The 16,123-nt window shown below is 43.3% G+C and carries 16 protein-coding genes; 8 read left to right on the top strand and 8 right to left on the bottom strand.

The window, feature by feature from the left end:
• Window positions 1-40 precede the first annotated feature (40 nt).
• Entirely contained in the window at window positions 41-1,057 is a 1,017-nt protein-coding gene (locus C7Y66_RS03025; RefSeq protein ID WP_106544413.1) for an ABC transporter substrate-binding protein, read from the bottom strand.
• Between the two features lie 80 nt (window positions 1,058-1,137).
• Window positions 1,138-1,977 carry an ABC transporter ATP-binding protein gene (locus tag C7Y66_RS03020; RefSeq protein ID WP_106544412.1) on the bottom strand — a complete coding sequence of 280 codons (840 nt, stop codon included), beginning with the start codon at window positions 1,975-1,977 and terminating at the stop codon, window positions 1,138-1,140.
• Window positions 1,978-2,549: 572 nt separating this feature from the next.
• On the opposite strand from C7Y66_RS03020, the gene C7Y66_RS03015 reads away from it, so the two are divergent.
• A complete protein-coding gene (locus C7Y66_RS03015) occupies window positions 2,550-3,422 on the top strand; it encodes an ABC transporter permease (protein ID WP_233222501.1) in 873 nt (290 codons plus the stop codon).
• Window positions 3,423-3,537: 115 nt separating this feature from the next.
• Window positions 3,538-4,137, top strand: a complete 600-nt coding sequence (locus C7Y66_RS03010) for a cysteine hydrolase family protein (protein ID WP_106218314.1) — start codon at window positions 3,538-3,540, stop codon at window positions 4,135-4,137.
• 287 nt (window positions 4,138-4,424) lie between these two features.
• Here the strand turns inward: C7Y66_RS03010 and gntT are convergent, their stop codons facing one another.
• A complete protein-coding gene (gntT, locus tag C7Y66_RS03000) occupies window positions 4,425-5,831 on the bottom strand; it encodes a guanitoxin biosynthesis MATE family efflux transporter GntT (protein ID WP_233222500.1) in 1,407 nt (468 codons plus the stop codon).
• A 288-nt stretch (window positions 5,832-6,119) separates the two neighbouring features.
• Between gntT and C7Y66_RS02995 the strand changes: the two genes are divergently transcribed.
• Complete coding sequence (locus C7Y66_RS02995; protein ID WP_106544410.1) at window positions 6,120-6,794, top strand: SDR family oxidoreductase; 675 nt, start codon at window positions 6,120-6,122, stop codon at window positions 6,792-6,794.
• A 185-nt stretch (window positions 6,795-6,979) separates the two neighbouring features.
• Here C7Y66_RS02995 and C7Y66_RS02990 read toward each other — a convergent pair whose 3' ends face one another.
• Window positions 6,980-7,186 (bottom strand): hypothetical protein, encoded by a 207-nt coding sequence (locus C7Y66_RS02990; RefSeq protein WP_146149730.1) that lies wholly within the window; start codon window positions 7,184-7,186, stop codon window positions 6,980-6,982.
• 90 nt (window positions 7,187-7,276) lie between these two features.
• Between C7Y66_RS02990 and C7Y66_RS02985 the strand changes: the two genes are divergently transcribed.
• Genes C7Y66_RS02985 through C7Y66_RS02975 form a run of 3 tightly spaced genes read left to right on the top strand, consistent with a single transcriptional unit; the run spans window position 7,277 to window position 8,558 of the window.
• Window positions 7,277-7,738 carry a hypothetical protein gene (locus C7Y66_RS02985; protein ID WP_106544408.1) on the top strand — a complete coding sequence of 154 codons (462 nt, stop codon included), beginning with the start codon at window positions 7,277-7,279 and terminating at the stop codon, window positions 7,736-7,738.
• A 59-nt stretch (window positions 7,739-7,797) separates the two neighbouring features.
• Complete coding sequence (locus C7Y66_RS02980; RefSeq protein WP_106544407.1) at window positions 7,798-8,190, top strand: hypothetical protein; 393 nt, start codon at window positions 7,798-7,800, stop codon at window positions 8,188-8,190.
• On the top strand, window positions 8,172-8,558 hold the full coding sequence (locus tag C7Y66_RS02975) for a hypothetical protein (RefSeq protein WP_106544406.1): 387 nt from the start codon (window positions 8,172-8,174) through the stop codon (window positions 8,556-8,558). Before C7Y66_RS02980 ends, C7Y66_RS02975 begins: the two co-directional genes overlap by 19 nt.
• Window positions 8,559-8,619: 61 nt before the next feature.
• Here the strand turns inward: C7Y66_RS02975 and C7Y66_RS02970 are convergent, their stop codons facing one another.
• Complete coding sequence (locus tag C7Y66_RS02970; RefSeq protein ID WP_106544405.1) at window positions 8,620-9,909, bottom strand: S41 family peptidase; 1,290 nt, start codon at window positions 9,907-9,909, stop codon at window positions 8,620-8,622.
• 184 nt (window positions 9,910-10,093) lie between these two features.
• Here C7Y66_RS02970 and C7Y66_RS02965 point away from each other — a divergent pair, with 184 nt between their 5' ends.
• Both C7Y66_RS02965 and C7Y66_RS02960 read left to right on the top strand, forming a co-directional pair.
• Window positions 10,094-11,446 carry a deoxyguanosinetriphosphate triphosphohydrolase gene (locus C7Y66_RS02965; RefSeq protein ID WP_370143874.1) on the top strand — a complete coding sequence of 451 codons (1,353 nt, stop codon included), beginning with the start codon at window positions 10,094-10,096 and terminating at the stop codon, window positions 11,444-11,446.
• Between the two features lie 342 nt (window positions 11,447-11,788).
• On the top strand, window positions 11,789-12,793 hold the full coding sequence (locus tag C7Y66_RS02960; protein ID WP_106544403.1) for a glycosyltransferase: 1,005 nt from the start codon (window positions 11,789-11,791) through the stop codon (window positions 12,791-12,793).
• A gap of 18 nt (window positions 12,794-12,811) precedes the next feature.
• On the opposite strand, the gene C7Y66_RS02955 is transcribed toward C7Y66_RS02960, so the two are convergent.
• From C7Y66_RS02955 to psaD, 3 genes are all read right to left on the bottom strand, one after another.
• Entirely contained in the window at window positions 12,812-13,684 is an 873-nt protein-coding gene (locus C7Y66_RS02955; RefSeq protein WP_106544402.1) for an inositol monophosphatase family protein, read from the bottom strand.
• 167 nt (window positions 13,685-13,851) lie between these two features.
• The gene (gene trpE, locus C7Y66_RS02950; protein ID WP_106544401.1) at window positions 13,852-15,390 is read right to left on the bottom strand and encodes an anthranilate synthase component I; all 1,539 of its coding nucleotides are present in this window, start codon (window positions 15,388-15,390) and stop codon (window positions 13,852-13,854) included.
• Window positions 15,391-15,629: 239 nt separating this feature from the next.
• Entirely contained in the window at window positions 15,630-16,058 is a 429-nt protein-coding gene (gene psaD, locus C7Y66_RS02945; RefSeq protein WP_015156676.1) for a photosystem I reaction center subunit II PsaD, read from the bottom strand.
• Window positions 16,059-16,123 lie beyond the last annotated feature (65 nt).

Raw genomic sequence — 16,123 nt, 5'->3', positions numbered from 1 at the left:
TAAGGTGGGCAATGCCACCTTACAATTTGGATGATAAAGTTTAAGTTGATTTGACTATAGAATCATCGTACAAAGATTTCAGCTCAAGAGGTTTAGGAACTATTTTAAAGTCATAAGCAGCTCTTGCCGTCAGCTCGAAATTTTTCATTGCATTATTGGGATGATTTAAATTAAATGCAATTGACTTGTTACTGTCCAAATCAAAAATCTTGACTCCCGCAATTTGTTCTTTTGCTTCCTCTGGGGTGACTCCTAACTTTTGAGCAGCAATTTTGATTGCTTCTTCATCACCAGAATTCACTAACTTAACTCCCTTATCGATCGCCCGCAAATAAGCCTGAAGCTCCGCTTTGCGGCTTTCAATCAGTTTTTGTCTTACGACTAATACATCAGCAATTAAATTCGTATCTTTAGTAGTAAAAATAATTTTTCCTCCACTTTCCTTAGCTGCTTTAGTTAACCAGGGTTCGTAAGATACGGCAGCATCGACACGTTTGGCAGCAAATGCCGCTGCTGCATCTGCGGCAGTTAAATCTCTTGTGATGACATCTTGTTCGGTCAATCCGCCTTTCTCTAAGTAGCTACGTAATAAAACCTTCTCAAATAATATATTTTCTCTAGCAACGGTTTTCCCTTTCATATCTTTGGGACTGTTGATATTATGACCTAAAATACCATCCGATCCATTTGAATAATCGACAACATAGAACATCCGAATTGACGGATCTTTGCTAATCATTTGTACTGCATCTCCTGATGTTACCCAGCCTACGTCAACTTTTCCAGCTAGAAATGCAGTAATACCTTCTGTTGCACTCTGAAAGAAAGTTTCTTGCACCTTGATGCCTTCTTGACTAAAAAAGTCTTTTTGGAGTGCGACATAGTGACCTGAATATCCAGGCCAAGGATTAATACCAGAAATCAATACTTGAGGTTGAGGCGCAGGAGATGAAGGGGAAGAAGATGAAGTTGTTGAAGTTTGAGGAGAACAAGCAACAGCCCATAATAAAGATACCAAAGCCAGCACAATCAAACGTCTTGCAGGAAATTTAACCATCACTTACACTCTATTTCTGAAAGTTGCACGAATAAATCTTTCTTTCCGACTTCCATACGGGCGGGTTTCCAAACCCGCCCCTACCGACTCCCGTACTCACCGCGCAAAGCGTGCAGAATTTGACGTTTTATCTCAACAAATTCCGATGAGAGTTTAATTTCTAAATGACGATTGGCTGGCAAATTGACAGGTATTTCTAGTTGTAGCCGACCGGGATGACTGCTCATGACATAAATGCGCTGGGAAAGAAAGATTGCTTCTTCGACATCATGAGTAATCATCAAGACAGTCGTATGAGTTTGCTCCCAAAGTTCTAACAAAAATTGCTGCATTTGTTCTTTGGTTTGAGCGTCCAAAGCACCGAAAGGTTCGTCCATCAATAGCACTTCTGGTTCGTTGGCTAAAGCACGAGCGATCGCAACTCGTTGTTTCATTCCACCTGATAATTGTTTTGGGTAAGCTTTAGCAAACTGAGTTAAGCCAACTACGTTCAAGTAGTATGCTACCCGCTCTCGCTGCTCCGCTTTGGACATTTTACGCAACTGCAAACCAAATGCAATATTTTGCGAGACTGTTAGCCAAGGATAAAGCGTGTAGCCTTGAAACACCATACCGCGATCGCTCCCAGGACGACCAGTCACAGCCTGACCGTCAACTAATACTTGACCTGCGGAAGGAGTTGTGAGTCCAGCCACGATATTAAGTAGAGTAGATTTACCACACCCAGATACACCAACCAAACAAACAAATTCTCTAGGGTCAAGTTGGAAGTTAATCTTTTCTAGTACTACCAATTCCTTACCACGATTGGAATAGGATTTGCAGATTTCTCGGACTTCCAACTTAGGTTGATTTAGATCGGCTCGTCCCGATTGGGTTGATTGTTCCCGCAATTGACCGTTGAAGCGGGTATCAAGCATAAGCTACGCATTCCTACATCTAAAAATTATCGCGATCTATACTTTTGTCAAGTTGCTCTAATTCAGTTAATCTCAAGCCATTCAGTAAAATTGTTAATTGAGATACAGATTTTTGGCTATGAATGATGCCTCTTCAAAGGTAATAGTTTGCTAACATACGATTCACGACTTCCGACTTCTCAATATAGCTTTAAAGCGCGATCGCCAATCAAATATTTTTATCAGTACGATCGCAGTTGCAAGAGAAAAAAACAAAGGAGCGATCGCCGCGCAAATTGTTGTCAATAGGGTACAAAGTATTACCTGAATGGAAGTAAACTAGTTTACACCAATTTCTTCCAATTATGATACTTAATTTGAGTATAAATAAATACAAACATATAAATTCAGCAACTGTAATAGTATTAAAATAAGCTGCCCAAATCTTGCTTTTCTCTACACTATGCTTTTTAGTAGCAGAAGACTGAGACAACCGATCGACAATTCAGCAAAATAACGGAATTCTTCACAGCGATTAACTCACATCCTCTGCTGCTCCAGTTACTGAAAGTTTCTAAAGTATTTGCTAATAGATGGAGGTAATACCACTGGTGGCTCAATCTAGTTTCAGTAATTCAGATCTAGCTTCGCCTCGTCAAAACCGCTATCTCGAACCTTCGGTGTTTTGGAGCATCCGCCAAGGTTTCCCCCGTTGGCTGGCAATGGCGATCGCCGCAACATCTCTCGCAGTACCGTTAATATTATGGGCGATCGCGAGTTACGCGGGTTGGGTTCCGCCAATGTTTCTCCCCACACCAACGGCGGTTCTCCAAGCTGGCATAGATATGTTGACTCAGGACAATCTTATTATGGATGTCCTCGTAAGCTGCGGTCGGGTTCTCGGCGGTTTTCTATTTGCCGCAATTATTGGAGTACCAATGGGAATCGCAATGGGAACTTTCTACAGCATGGAAAGCCTATTCGCTCCCATTGTCGGTACGGTGAGATATATGCCTGTCACCGCATTTGTACCGCTAATTGTGATTTGGGTTGGTTTAGGTGAAGAAGCCAAGATACTAATTGTCTTCTTGGGTGTCGTACTGTACAACGCCATCATGGTAGCAGATGCGGTCAAATTCATTCCCAACGAGATGATTAATGTTGCCTATACTTTAGGGGCAAATCGTCGCGATGTCCTGTTCAAAGTGATTGTACCAGCAACATTTCCTAGCGTTCTAGATACTCTACGAGTTAATATTTCTGGAGCTTGGAACTTTTTAGTCATTGCCGAATTGGTAGCAGCTCAAAGCGGTTTAGGTTTCAAAATTATTCAAGCTCAACGATTTCTGCAAACAGAGAAAGTATTATTTTGTATTGCTTTAATTGGCGCGATCGGTCTGCTAATTGACTACGGTTTGAAGTGGCTCTCCAGACAGCTTACCCCTTGGGCAGATCAAACCCGATAGAATCAGTTATCAGTTATCAATGTAGAGACGTTACATGTAAAGTCTTTACAAAGTTATCAGTAACAAAAGACCAATTACCAACTACCAACTACAAATTACCAATTACCAATCAGTGATGAACCTCAAGCTAGAGCCAAATAAAACTGCCTTAATTTGTGTCGATCTGCAAACTGGAGCGTTCACAGGAGATTGCACGCTTTCCTATGTTGGTATTGCTCAATTGTTGCCCAAGGCAAAGCGAGTTTTAGCAGCAGCGCGTCAAGCAAAACTACCAATTATTCACTGTAAAGAAGTCCATCGTAAAGAAATGGTGGATTTTGGACGGGAGTTAGATGGTGCAGAACCGATTCACTGTTTGGAAACTTGGGCTAGTACTGATTATTATTGTGAATTAGCTCCAATTGACGGAGAATTTACAATTAGCAAACGTCGCTACAGCTGTTTTTTTGGTACGGATTTAGAGATCCTGCTGCGGGGGTTGAAGGTAGATACTTTAGTATTAATTGGTATGATGACGAACGTTTGCGTGCATTACACGGCAGCGGATGCTCATCAGCACGATTACCACTTCCACGTTATTGAAGATTGCTGTGCTGGTTCCGATTGGGACGCACATTGGGCAGCGCTAACGGCGATGGAATATTTGCAAACAGGTGCGAGAATTTCACACGCTGCATTTGTTGAAGCGATATCAGGTAAAGTTCCAGCAGCTTGAGACGAGTATTTTTGGATGCAGGGATTGGTCAATACATCTCTGTTGTGATGCCAAGATTTTGAAGATCCCCCAACCCCCTTTTTAAGGGGGCTTTGTTCTCTCTGTTTGATGGCAAGAAGCAGGCGATACCATTTTGATCTGACTGCGCCACGGAAGATCCCCCCAACCCCCCTTAACAAGGGGGGCTATGAGCGACCGATTTAGTGCAAGGATAAATAGAATTGGTACGAGGAGTTAGAAAAACAACGCCGTAAAAAGAGACTTTGTTCCCCCCTTTTTAAGGGGGGCTAGGGGGGATCGGATCTCTGGCAACGATCGATAGAATTAGTCTTGAGGGTTCTCGGCACAAATATTGCCAAACTCAAAGCTCTGACAACCATAAATAAAGCCAGAGACAACCAGAGTAGATGAGTGTTACGGAAATACCACGCAGCGATAGCCGTTGGTGCAAATCCCAGCAAAGCAGCCGCAAGCACCGAAATTCTCAAAATTCGACCTGCGGTTAAGCCGAGAAAGTAGCCATCCAGCATATAGGCGATCGCCCCAAATCCCAAAACTGGTAGTAACCAGCCTACATAACTGCTAATTCGTCCCAAAATTGCACTATGGTTAGTCAATAACCCGAATAAGGGCATGGGAATGAGAATGAAGGCGATCGCAAACAGTATCCCTACGCTCAAACTTGCTGTTCCAGATACCCATATGAGTTGGGTTAATTGAGCGATCGCACCTCTGCCAAGAAAAACTCCGGCTAGGGTTTCGGTGGCGAAGGCAAGTCCATCAATAAAATATGCTGTCAGCGTCACTACTTGTAACAGCACTGTGTTGGTAGATAAAATCTCCGTTCCCAAGGTCGAACTGAGGTTGGTAAATACAGCAAATGTGGAAACTAGAGCAAAGGTGCGGGCTAGAATTTCACCATTCAGCGAGAATGCTGCCCGTAGATCGCTGGAATTGAGAATTTGTCTGACGAATGATGCTTTTGCTGGATGCTGATGTATTTTTACAAGTGGGATTTCTCGATTGATTAAAATCAGCCCTACTAGCAACATGAGATACTGAGCGATCGCCGTTCCTAGTCCTGCTCCAGTACTTTGCCATCCCCAACGCACGATAAACAAGTAATTTAGCACCACATTAGATAGATTACCGACAGCCGAGAGCAAAAACACCTTACCACTCTGCGATCGCCCCAAGAACCAACCAATGAGTACAAAGTTGAGCAAGGTCGCTGGTGCGCCCCAAATGAGAGCATCGTAATATGCTTGACCGGATGCTTTGACTTCTGGTGTCGCACTCAGGAGGGCGAAGCCTAGCATTCTCAAAGGCTGTTGCAAAACTAAAATTAATAATCCCAACGAGAGTGCTATTAAGCCGTTACGTAAGCCTATAAGTATGACTCCTTCTCGATCTTCCCGCCCGATCGCTTGAGCAGTCATCCCCGTTGTTCCCATCCGTAAAAAGCCAAATGTCCAGTAAATGTAATTAAATAGGACAGTTGCTAAAGCTACTCCTGCTAGGTAACGAATTTCCGGCAAATGTCCCAAAAAGGCGACATCCACTAACCCAGCTAAGGGAACCATGAGGTTTGAGAGAATGTTGACGATCGCCAGTTGGAAGAAGTGACGCAGAAAGCTAGAACGAGATGGCAATGCTTTTAAACCCCCTGCATACTTTCCCCTACTGCTTAGCAAGTCAAAAGTTAAAAGTTAAAAGTCAAAATTGTGAAACTCACTATAGTGTCTCTATAACTAAATACCACAGTAGACGATTCAATCAATTTCTACATCGCTATTACTAGCCAGCCCGTGTAGAGACGTTACATGTAACGTCTCTACACGAGAAACGTTCACCAATCAAATTGGATTGCTATATCAGTCAAAGACTTTGCCGGGAGAGATTTGAGACATCATACGTCAAAAGGTGTAATCGATCGTCCACAATGAATTGTGTAGCTTGCATACTAGATTGAAATTAGAAACATGACGGATAGTTCTTACATTTTTCTGGCTGGTGCGAGTCGCGGTGTGGGGCGGGAAATTGCTAAATGCCTGGTACAACAAGGTTTGCAGGTAAAAGCATTGTTGCGGACAGCGGCGGCGCAAGCGGAATTAGAAGCGATGGGAATTTCGGTAGTTTTTGGCGATGCGTTGAATGTTGAAGACGTAGAACGGGCAATGCTGGGAGATTCCATCTCTACAGTTATTAGCACGATTGGCGGTTTACCAAAAGATGGAGTCAGAGCCGACTATTTAGGCAATAAGAATCTCATTGATGGAGCGGTGCAAGCAGGCGCACAAAAGTTTATTTTGGTATCTTCTATCGGTAGCGGCAATAGTGTAGCAGCTATACCTCCGCAAGCTTTAGCGACTTTGAAAGATGTTTTAGTCGAGAAGGAACAAGCAGAAAACTATCTTGCGGCAAGTGGTTTGACTTATACGGTCATTCGTCCTGGGGGGTTGAAATCGGAACCAGCAACAGGTAATGGTTTGCTAACAGCAGATCCGCGTGTTGCGGGAACGATTCATCGCGCTGATGTGGCTCAACTGATTTGTCGTTGCTTGAATTCGGAAAAAGCGAATAATCAAATTCTCTCTGCCGTGGATCGGGAAATGCTTTACACTCCAACTCAATTTGAGGAATTTAGTTTGAACTGAATGCTTTCACCCAGCCGAGTCGAATAGACAACGACAGGGCGATCGCGGCAAGGGCAAACCAGACTATACTTTCTCCAGCAGTCGCGATCGCAGGTAAAATTGATTGCGTCTGTCCATTGACGGTTCAGGACTTCTACAGCGTATCTATGCAACTGTACGAACAGGACACCCTTCCATTGGCTTCACTATATGCCCCAGTCTGGCAATCGCATCATCAAATTGACAATCCTACTGCTATTGACAGCCTGTTCCTCGTCTACCTCATCCTCTACACCCCCGCCAATAGATAAATTATCAAAAACAGCCACATTCTCAATTGCTGGGCAGAACTTGCATCTGCCCTTGGTAGCTGTATCTGTGGGTGGAGCTGCATATGCATGGGTTCTATGCACCCCAGCAACCCACCGTTTCTGTTCAATCCCTTTTGATGAAATTACCAAGCAAGCTATGGAGCCGCGCAAGCTCGTCCCTGTCAAAGCACTATGGACACTCGCGAGGACTCATACATACCAATACCGGAGCTATGCCCAAAGCTCTCGCAAAAATGGGCGCAAATCGCCTGCAACAAGGGAGCTAGAGAGCTATTTTTGCACAATCTGCGTGATTTTTACCTTGTTGAAGAGAAATACTCAGACCTGTTGCTGGGCGGAATTCAAGGTTACAAGGAAGACTTAGGCGATATTGTCAAGAGAATGCCTCTGACGACAAAAACACCTGCACTGGTATGCAACTCCACTCCTGAGAAACCTGGATATGGTTTGTGCATTAGCGCCCTGAAACTCGGAAACAACTTGGTGGCAGTTTGGGTTCTCGGACACAGCGATTCAAACAAAGCCGCATTGGAGCAGCAAGCCAAGACAATCCGCGCACTCGTCCAGTTCGGGTTTGCCGAGAAAGAGGATTTTGCTGCACTTGAAGCCGTGCTTCACAACGCTCACAATTGACTAGTGAGAGCAATGTAATAATAGAATTTTAATAATAATAGAATTTTAACTAAAGTTCCATGACCGTTGCTCAGTCTGCAAAACCATCTAGCAGTAACATTGCCGTAACGCTAAAACGACTCATCGATCTTTTAGAAGAGGATGAGACAGATGAGTATGGCATTTTGCAACCGAGTCAATCGGCGTTTAAGCTAGCCATGCGATTTGTTGTGGAAGCTTACGAAGCAATGGGTGATAGCTTTCCAAGAGCATCAGCATCTACGGATGAGAAAGGTGGAATTAGACTGACATGGAGCAAGTTAGAACCTGAATGCGAAGTCAGACTGGTTTGCCCTGCCGATGCTGAGCAACAGGCGTATCTGTACCATGAATTAGGAGACACTTACGCTGTAGAACAGAATGTGACAACATCCATTTTGGTGCAGTGGTTGGAATGGCTGAATCAAGCGTAAGCCAGTTTGAGCCTTTATCAGAAGATGCCATTGTTTATCGGGCGATACTGCGAAAACAGTGGATTGATGAAGATACAGGAAGAGTTAAGGCAGATGCCTATTTTCTACGAGCCAATGAGTATGGACTTTCCGTTAATTTGGCAAGTGCTTGTTCTCCAAAGCAATGTGCTGGATTGTTTCGCAAGTGTTACGGGGTAGCAAGTCTTGAGGTTGGTCGTGTGAGGGAAATTGGTTTAGATGTAGAACAGGATTCCACAAACCATGCGAATATCATCAGACTACCATATCGAGAAGATAACTTAGCTGAGGCAGAACGGTTAGCGGGTCTATTGGCAAAGCGATCGCGTATTGTATGGAAACCAGAGTAAAGCGATCGCTTTTTGACTTCCAAGTAAATCGATCGCTCCAAACTTTTTTGTCACAGAACCGTCATTTGTCTTTTTGAGATGAGGAAGATTGCGACGTAATTAAAGCGATCGCCCTTTCTTTTTGCGGGTCTGCGCCTTGGGCGTATTCTAAAGTAAAGGGAACGGTAATATCTGGAGCGATCGGCTTGCCTTCTAGTCTATATTTACCGTCAATTATCACGTCAGCGACGGCTAAATAAAGAACGCTGCCATCTGGCATGATAAAAGGACGACCTCCTACTACTGCGCCTGCTGTAGGGGAACCGACTACAGAACCAATTTTATAACGCTGGAAGCCAAACGCTAAAATTTCTTTACCGCTTCTACTACCTTCATTAACGACCATTACGACAGGTTTTTTCCATTGATAGTTTGCTGTAGACGATTGGCGATCGCGTCCTGTCATGGTAACGCTGGGACCATTGGCAGTATATATATTAAGATAATTGGGCGATGCGCCACCCCATCCATCCCGCAAGTCTAAAACTAATCCATCGGCATCTTTGAGGCGACCGTACATTAAATCTTCTTCAAGTTGCTGCTGGTATTCGTCACCTGCATACGACCAAATATGTACGTAACCGATTTTTTTACCTTCTTTCTGAATAATTTGGGTACTGGCTTGCTGTGCCTTGAGAAACATCGTCGTAGCATCATATATCTGCGGCGTAACCTCAATTTCTTGCTGAGTTTGAGTATCAGCATTTCGCTGAATTGCGATCGCAACTGGCTTACCAACATTTGTAAAAGATTGAATTGGTTGGTAAGGTTTGCCATCTATGCTAATAATGCGATCGCCGACTTTTAATTTGGCTTTCGCCGCCGGACTTCCTGCTAAAATGCCACTAATAAAAGTTTTGCCTTGAATCTCTTTGGTAAAAATACCAATTCCAGGATATTCAATCTTACCTTGAGGCAAGAATTTTTTTAACTGTTTCTGTAAGTCAGGATTGCGTTTGGCAAAAATACCCAAAAGTTGATAATATGCAGGCTCATCTGCGGTGTAATAGCGCGTGTGAGATGTCCGTAACTGGGACAGCATTTGATTGACAACGGTAGCAAATTCTGGTGTCGATTTTGCTCGAACTGCTTGAGACTTATATTGCTCTCGCATTGCTTTCCAGTCTACGCCGTTGAATTTAGGGTCGAAAAAGTTTTCATTAACCGTTTGCCAGACGCGATCGAATACCTGTGCTTGCGGTTTTGCTAGCAGCGATGGTATTGGTGCAAACCAGATTAGCAACAGAGTAGAAATACTAATTAAACAGGCGATCGCCCAACGATTTGACCGAGACAGTTTAAATCTCTGCATTGTGGAAGGTTGAGAATTTCGAGCCGGATCTCTAGTCTAGTGCGATCGCTACTCTTACGACTGTCACGTTGTGTTAGGTGAATTAAGCGCGATCTCTCCTTATCTGGGGTAGCACAAGCAATAAGTGAGGAATAGACTTATTGTAGGTTTATCCACTGATAAGGGGTATAGAATGGCTACCTTAATGGCATGGTCTAAATTACTATCTCGTAAACGCTTGGGAGAAACTTTTTTAGAAACTTACGAGGCAGAAATTCCAGCACAAAATCGGACATCATTTCAAAGAGACTTCGATCGCATTGTTTTCTCTTCTTCTTTTAGAAGATTAAAGGATAAAACACAAGTCTTTCCTCTATTTAATAACGATTACGTTCGCAACCGTCTCATTCATAGTTTAGAAGCATCTTGTGTGGGACGTTCCCTCGGCACAATTGTCGGGGAAGAAATTATTAAAAGACATAGTAAAAATTTACATGATTATATTGCCTCTGATTTTGGCGATATTATTGCTGCTGCTTGTCTATCACACGATATTGGCAATCCGCCATTTGGTCATACTGGTGAAGAGGCGATTCAAGAGTGGTTTAAATCGGCTCGCGCTCAGCCAGTATTACAACAGTTAAATTTACAACAACAAGCCGATCTCACCTGCTTTGAAGGTAATGCTCAAGGATTCAGAATTATAACTCAAAAAGAGAAACAAGCCGATCGCATTGGTTTGCAACTTACCTATGCAACGTTAGGTACTTTCATGAAATATCCTAGAGAATCTTCGATCTCTGGTGATTTTTTTCAACAATATCAAGGCAAAAGTATCGCTAAGCATGGTTTTTTTCAAGCAGAAAAAAATTTAGTCGAACAAATTGCCGCTGAAGTTGGCTTGATTCGTCGTGATGCAAAGTCTGCTTGGTGGTGCAGGCATCCACTTGTATTTTTGATAGAAGCAGCTGACGATATTTGTTATCATATTGTCGATCTAGAAGATGGCTTTCGCATGGGTTATATCACCTATGAAGAAGCAGAAAACTTATTAAAGACTCTACTTAAAGAAGACAATTTAGAATATTTGGGTAGCGATTTATTAGATAACATTAAATATTTGCGTTCCAAAGCAATCCACCAACTAATTCTTGAAGCTAAGCATATTTTTTTAGACTTCGAGTCTGAAATATTATCTGGAGAATTTGACGCACCTTTAACATCAGTCATTCCTTCGGCAGATAGTCTTAAAGAAATTGTCGATATTACCCGTAGAAAAGTCTACGAATCTTGCGAAGTGATTGAAGTTAAAGTAGCAGGCTATGAAGTTTTAGGAGGTTTGTTAGAAGAGTTTATTACTGCTATTAGTCAAGAGGATCTTTCTAAGAGCTATTTAATCAAAAAATTACTACCTAATTTTAAAACAGATGATGAAAACTTAGATTTATACAATAAAATTTTGAAAGTCACAGATTATATTTCTGGCATGACTGATTCTTATGCCGTCTCAGTTTATAAAAAAATCAAAGGCATTTCTCTGCCTCGGGGCGGGAAGTAAGCTGCAATTTTGACTCTTTGTCAGCAGACTTGACTTATCCTTGCTTAGCATAAGTCGCGCATACTATTGAAAGAAAAAGCCAGCCAAAAGTAAAGGTATAAGCAGCAAAGCAGAGATAATCAACAGCAAAGTCCCAGGTTCAATTTTGATTTCGTTTTTATCGGGTTCGGGCATTTTGCACCTACAAGCAAACACTCATACTTTCAGGATAAAAGATTGTTGTCTACCAGTTAAAGCCCTTTTAAGTTGAGAAATGTAAACATAGCTTGCCTCAGATGAGGATGAATGAGGTTGAATTTGGTTTGGATGAGCTAACTTACAGGCAGAATATGAGGCGATCGCATGAGAAAATTATATTTCTTAGTACCTGGAACGGGTGGTAAGTTTGCCTGTGGTGGGCTATGGGCGGAGTTAAAAACTCTAAATCTGGCAAAACAGATTTGTGATGCAGAAGCCGTAACATATCGTCAGCGAGAAAAGGATACGCCATTTTTACCAGATCTGCTGCAAAGCGATCTGAATCCAGACGAGATCGTATTTGTATTGAGTTGGGGATTTGATGTCGCCAAACTCGCTAATCAGCTCAAACAATATCATGCAATCTACCACGCTCATAGTACGAATTATGGATTTAGGCTTTCAGCCAATATTCCAATTATTACTGTCAGTCGTCATACAATGGGGTATTGGGGACAGCGATCGCCACATTCTCTAATTTATTATCTGCCCAATCAAATTAGCGATGAGTTTCACAATTTTAATCGCCAGCGCGATATAGACGTTTTAGTTCAAGCACGAAAATCTTCTCAATATCTCATCCAAGAATTAATTCCTGCTTTAGAACAAAGCTGTCGCGTAGTCGTCGTGAATTCTTATGTTGAAGATTTAGCGGAACTCTTTAATCGAGCTAAAGTTTACCTATATGATTCAGCAGAATATTGGGCGCAACAGGGAGTAACTGAAGGATTTGGACTGCAACCTCTAGAAGCGATGGCATGTGGTTGTCAGGTTTTTTCCAGTGTCAATGGCGGTTTATCCGATTACTTAGATCCTGGGTTCAATTGTTATAAAATTGCTGGCTATGCGCGAGAATTTGACGTGCAGCGGATTCTAGAAGTTATAAATCGCCCTCAATTACCTTTTCTCTCTGAGGCTATTTTAACTGAGTACAGGACTGAGAATATTTTGAAACGTCTACAGGCAATTTTACAGGATATTAATATCTTTTTTGACAAGCGATCGTCTTATGCTCATCCAATTCCAGATTTGACACCAATGAGAATTGCTCAGTTAAACTTAAAAAGATTCATGAGTAAGTTGAGCAAAAAATATTTGAAAGCACGATAGGAAAATGCGATCGAATGCTTACTCTGCCAAACTTTGCACTGCTGCTAATAAGTGCTGGTGTACCGATTCCGATGTAGCGACTATGAGTCCAGGTAGGCTGTAGTCCTTGCAGGTGTGTAAGGGAGGGAGAACGGAACCATCATGAGTGGTGACAATACAGCCAGCTTCTCTGGCAAGAAAAGCGAGTGCAGCACCATCGATGAATTTACCAGAGGCGATCGCTGCTCCAGCTATTTCACCAGTTAAAATACTGTTGAGGTTGGAAACTTGAATTTCCCGCGAGTAGGCAGTGGCTATATCTATGACTTCGTAGTCCTGTTGTTTCAATCTCGATTGAAGCGCACTCATCCCCCATCCTAAGAGAATAGTCGGCTTTGGCTGTCCGACTCGTAATGGTTTACAGGCTGCTAAATCCTGTGTCAAAGTTCCTTGGAAAGCGCCTTCGCCACGTAGCGCGTAGTAGTAGGTATTTTGGGCGGGAGAGATGGCTATGACTGCTTCAAAGTCATCCCAATTGAGAATGCTGAGAATGATTTGATAATTTGCATGTCCGTCGAGGTAGAACTGAGTCCCATCGATTGGGTCTAGCGTCACGAGATAGTCACCGTCACCACCCAAATCGATCGCGCGGAAATATTTTGTATTGCGCGATTGTTCGTATTCTTCCCCGTAAAATCGGATGTGGGGAAAGTTTGCCAGAAGTGCCACTTCCACTAGATTCTGAATCGCCAGATCTGCATCGGTCAAAGCCGCAGCAAAGAAATTATCTCCTTCTCCTTTAGCAGGGAGTGCGGCAATCTCAGATTGAATCCGATCTGCGTAGGCTGCTGCTACTTGAAGATGGGGAAATAAACTTTCGACGATCGCGCGCGGACTCGGTGACTGTGACATAATTCAACTGCTGGAGGACTGAGCAATAGTAGCAAATCCCCAATCTCTTGGCAGCGTCTCTAGAACACAAATTTCACAACCGTTTTCAATTGGGTACAATACATATGTTGTAGGGGCGTACAGATGTGCGCCCCTACCAATGACTGTCAACACAAATTGCTACAAATTTAATTTTTTTCCAAACAACGAATAGCGACTAAAAGACCCCTAGCTTTATTGAGAGTTTCTTCGTACTCTTTTTCTGGGTCAGAGTCGGCTACTATACCAGCACCAGCTTGGACGCTAGCAGCACCATCACGCACAACCATAGTACGGATGGCGATCGCGCTATTTAACTGCCCTTCAAAGTCATAATAACCATAGACCCCAGAATAAACCCCACGACGGCATTTTTCTAATTCGTGAATAATTTCCATTGCCCGAATTTTTGGCGCACCACTGACCGTACCAGCCGGAAAACAAGCTTTAAGCAAATCCCATGCTATCTTATCTGGTGCGAGTTCTCCCACGACATTGCTAACAATGTGCATGACATGAGAATAGCGCTCGATCGCCATTAATTCATCAACTTTCACCGTACCGCTTTTACACGCCCGTCCCAAATCGTTACGTCCCAAGTCAACTAACATGACGTGTTCGGCTATTTCTTTCGGATCTTTCAACAGATCTTCTGCATAGGCTGCATCTTCCTGGGGTGTTTTTCCCCTCGGACGAGTCCCCGCAATCGGGCGCAAAGTTGCCACCATAGTTCCATTTGGATCTCGTTCTGCTTTCACCATCACTTCAGGACTAGAACCGATAATTTGCCAGTCTTGGAAGTGGAAATAAGCCATATAAGGCGAGGGGTTAATCAGGCGCAGAGAACGATATAAAGCAAACGGATCGCCCTCATAGGTTGTCGTAAGGCGCTGGGAGAGGACGACTTGAAAAATATCGCCAGCTTTAATGTATGCCTTTGCCCGATTGACATTGGTACAGAACTGTTCCCTCGTTACATTACTTGTATATTCTTTTTCCCCCTTGTCCCCCTTGTCCTCCTTGTCTCCCTTGTCTCTTTCTGGGGGTTGCCATTCTAAAACCGTATCCCGATGCGATAGGGGCAGTTGGAGTTTCTCAACCATTTGACGCACGCGATCGCCTGCTTGTTGATATGCTTGCTGGAGATCGGCATTGTTGCGCACGTCGGCATAGGCGATCGCCCAGATTTTGCGCTTGACTTGATCGAAAATGAGTAATTGGTCTATCTGCATCCACAAACCATCCGGCTGGTCGCTTTCTGTGGCTGGATAAACTGGAACCCTGGGTTCGATCCAACGGATTAATTCGTATCCCCAGAACCCAAACAAACCGCCAATACCAGGAGGAAGTTGAGGTAACTTCACCGGATGATAAGGTTCTAAACACGATGCTAGGGCAGCAAACGGATCGCCCTCAATCGTGACTTGCGTACCATCGCGATAAGTTTGAATTGTGCGATCGCCTTTTGCCGCTAAAGTCCATAGCGGATCGCACCCCAAGAAGCTATAGCGCCCAATATTTTCGCCTCCTTCGACCGATTCCAACAAAAAGCTATAAGGCTGTCCCGCACACACCTTATACCAAGCAGATACAGGTGTATCTAAATCCGCTACCCATTCTTGGTAAACCGGAATGAAATTACCTTGTGTCGCTAACTGCTGGAATTGAGCAAAATCGGGAAAAATCATGATGAACAAGTCAAAAGTCAAAAGTTAGAAGTCAAAACACTAGATAACCAAAATGTATGGCGAGTATCGCCTACCTTCTGTACGGAAAACTGAAAAAAGTGAATGTAGGGTGGGCATTGCCCACCCCACTTAGAAAGTCTTATACTATTGCCTTTTTTATTAACAAAAAACAGAGACCAGAAACTAAAAACTAGAAATCGTAATATCCCTAGCCCCTAGTCTCCAGTCCCTAGCCCCGATTAGGGTGCGTCGTATGGCTGTACACCGCTGAACTTCAACTTGGCTGGGCTGGGGTTGCTGCCAATGTTGCGATCGACGTAACGTACTTTTGGACGACCTTGGTTGACTTTTTCTGGGAAGACACCATCAGCCGGATGAATCATCTGAGTTTCCCCATTAGGATAAACTCGATAGATTTTGTAGTCGTTAATTTTGAATTTCGCCCGCAGTTGTTGCCCGCCCAAAGCGATACCATACTCTTTGCGAGCAATTTCTAGCTTATTTTTGCCCTGCCTCATGATGGCTGAACCACCTGTAGGCATTTCAAAAACTTGCTCCTTGGGGCTAGTCCAAGTGATAACGTATTTTTCTTCTCTTTCTGCTTTGGTCAGCAAGCCACCAGTGCCGCCACCAAATATAGGTGTTTGTCCCTCAAGTGTTTCTGCCATAGATTTCTCTCTCAAGGTTTTTAGGGCATCCTATCACTGAGATAGCGTCTATTTAGCCACTATGT

Origin of the sequence: Chroococcidiopsis sp. CCALA 051 (assembly GCF_003015105.1) — a bacterium.
Classification (GTDB): domain Bacteria; phylum Cyanobacteriota; class Cyanobacteriia; order Cyanobacteriales; family Chroococcidiopsidaceae; genus Chroococcidiopsis; species Chroococcidiopsis thermalis.
Note: the sequence above shows the minus strand (reverse complement) of the source record. Positions and strands in the feature narration are given on the sequence as shown.